Origin of the sequence: Streptomyces sp. NPDC057654, assembly GCF_042800135.1 — a bacterium.
Taxonomy (GTDB): Bacteria; Actinomycetota; Actinomycetes; order Streptomycetales; family Streptomycetaceae; genus Streptomyces.
This window is the reverse complement of sequence record NZ_JBHVHQ010001034.1, coordinates 1-2753: the sequence shown is the minus strand read 5'-3', so window position 1 is coordinate 2753 and position 2753 is coordinate 1. Positions and strand designations below refer to the sequence as shown.

Genomic DNA, 2753 nt, shown 5'->3' with positions numbered 1-2753 from the left:
GGCCTGCCCTACCCCTGCGTGATCAAGCCGCGCGAGGGAGTCGCCAGCGAGGACGTCGTACTGGCCGCCGACGCCGGGGAACTCGCCCGCCACTGCCGGGAGATCGGCGAACGCCGCCCCGGCGACGCGCTCGTCGTCGAGGAGTACCTGGCCGGGCCGCTGCACACCCTCGAAACCCTGGGGGACGGCCGCACCCTGCACGCCGTCGGCTCGTTCCGTACCGACATGTCCCCGCTCCCCTACTTCATGGAGGAGCGGCTCACCCTGCTCCCCGCCCCGCCCGAGCCATACACCGCCCAGGTGCTCGACCAGCTCGCGGCGCTCGGCGTCGGGTTCGGGGCCTGCCACACCGAGTACGTCGTCCAGGGCGACCGCGCCCGCCTCATAGAGGTCAACTACCGCGCCATCGGCGACCAGTGCGACCTCGTCCTCGCCGACGTGCTCGGCATCCCCCTCTTCGAACACATCCTCCGCACCCACCTCGGCGACCCGCTCCCCGCCGCCCTGGACGCCCGTACCGACGGCCGGGCGCGCCTGGAGTACATACGGGCCGAACGCGGCGGACGGCTCGTCGCCGCGCCCGCCGCCAGCGACCGCACGACCCCCGACGGCGTACGCCTCGACTACCGGCCGCTGCGCGCGCTGAACGAGGACCATCCACTGCGCCATACCAACCGCGACTACCTCGGCGTGCTGCGCGCCACCGGCCGGGACCAGGAGCGCATCGACCGCGCCGTCGAGGAGTTCCTGTCCTCCCACCGATGGGAGATCGCCTCATGAGCAGCACCGTGGAACCGGGGAAGCCCGACCCCGACCCCGCCCCCGACGCCTTCGAGAGCGAACTGCTCGGCCGCGTCCTCGCCGCCCTCCTCCGCGAGAACGCCTACGGGCTCCGAGCCGCCGCCCACCCCGAACGGCGCGCCGACGGCGACTGGCTGCGCCTCGACGTGGCGGGCGAGGAACTGCTGCTGCCCGTGGCGCCCGACGGGTTCCAGTGCGAGGTCGGGCCGCGGCGGCCCGAGCTGGAGACGCCCGGCGGCACCCTCACCGGGCTGCGCCCGGTCCTCGCCCGGCTGCGGGAGGCCGCCGAACCCGAGGACCGGCCCGGATTCGACGCGTTCCTCGTCGAGTGCGACGAGGCGCTGGACGCCATGCGGCTGCACGGCCGCGTACACGAGAAGGTCACCGCCGACCTCGCCGGCCGCTACGGACCCGACCCCGCCCACGACTGGGCCGGGCTGCGCGGCGCCCTCGCCTACGACACCCTCGCCGCCTTCCGCGACCACCCCGTCTACCCGACCGGACGCGGCCGCTCCGGCCTCTCCGAAGCCGATTTGCGCGCCTACGCACCGGAGTTCCACCCCTCCTTCGCGCTGCGCTGGCTCGCCCTGCCGCGCGAGGCCGTGCGCGGCCGCCCGGACGCGCTGCCCGCCTGGTGGCCCGCCCCCGGCGACGTCGGCCTGCCCTACCTCGACGCCACCCACCTCGCGCTGCCCGTCCACCCGCTCACCGCCCGCCGCTCCCTCGCCGACGCGCTGCGCGCCGCCGGGCTCGACGGCTCCGCGCGCCTCGCCGACCGGCCCTGGCTCGACGTCCGGCCCACCCTGTCCACCCGCACCGTCGCCGTCGCCGACGACCCCGCCGTACACCTCAAACTCCCGCTCGCCACCGCCACCCTCGGCCTGCGCAACCGCCGCACCATCAAGCCCGGCACCCTCGTGGACGGCGCGACCGGGCAGCGGCTCCTGGAGTCGGTCATCGCCCGGCAGCCGCGCTTCGCCGACTCCGTGCTCCTCGCCGACGAACGCACCCACCTCACCGCCGGGCACGAACTCCTCGCGGCCCTGGTCCGCCGCTACCCGGCCGGGCTCGACGGCGCCCAGATCGTCCCCGTCGCCGCGCTGCTGGCCCCCGGCCCGGACGGGACGCTCGTCATCGACGCGCTCGCCGACCGCTACTACGGCGGTTCGCTCACCGCCCTCCTCGACGCCTATCTGACGCTGCTCCTGGACTGGCACACCACCCTCTTCGGGTACGGCATCGCCCTCGAATCGCACCAGCAGAACACCTCCCTGGTGCTCGACGAGGACGGCGCCGGGCGCACCCGGCTGCGGCTGCTGCTCAAGGACAACGACGGGCCGCGCGTGCACTCCGTGCGGCTCGCCGCCGTCACGGGCGGGGCCGCCGCCGATCTGTGCGGCTTCGACGACCGGCGGATACTGGTCGGCGCGGACAAGCCCGTCGCCGACGTCTTCGCCACCATCACCGTCCACCTGTGCGCGGGCGCCCTCGCCTTCGGGCTCGCCGACGCGGGCCGCGCGCCCCTGGACGTCCTCCTGCGGCAGCTCGCCGACCGGCTCCGCGAGGCCGTGGACCGGCTGGAGCACTCCTCCGGGGTGCCGGGCGCGCCCGCGTCCGTACTGCGGGCCCGCGTGCTCGACGCCGACCGGCTGCCGATAAAGGCGATGGTCACCGCCGGGACCCTGCTCACCAAGGAGCGCTCCGGCGCCGCCGACATCAACAAGTACTACGCGAGCGGGCCCAACTACCTGCGGACGGCGGGGCGATGACGCGCGCTTTACGCGGTGGCGGTGGCGGTGGCGGTGGCGGTTGCCGTTGCGGTCGAGGTCGCGGGAGGGCGGGGGAGCGGGGGCCGGCGGCGTACGGACGTACGGGCCCCGTGGCAGCGGCGTCGGCGGCGTCGGCGGCGCGCTGCCGTCCGGAGTCCATACCCCGGGCCGGGCCCGCCGCCT

Annotated in this window: 2 protein-coding genes; both read left to right on the top strand. The window is 75.6% G+C overall.

The genetic code is table 11. The features are described 5' to 3' along the window. The coding region (locus ACFU99_RS40005; protein ID WP_384402581.1) for an acetyl-CoA carboxylase biotin carboxylase subunit family protein at positions 1 to 780 on the top strand (780 nt) is incomplete at its 5' end. Then, positions 777 to 2570, top strand: a complete 1794-nt coding sequence (locus tag ACFU99_RS40000) for an IucA/IucC family protein (protein WP_384402578.1) — start codon at positions 777 to 779, stop codon at positions 2568 to 2570. The genes ACFU99_RS40005 and ACFU99_RS40000, both read left to right, overlap by 4 nt. Positions 2571 to 2753 lie beyond the last annotated feature (183 nt).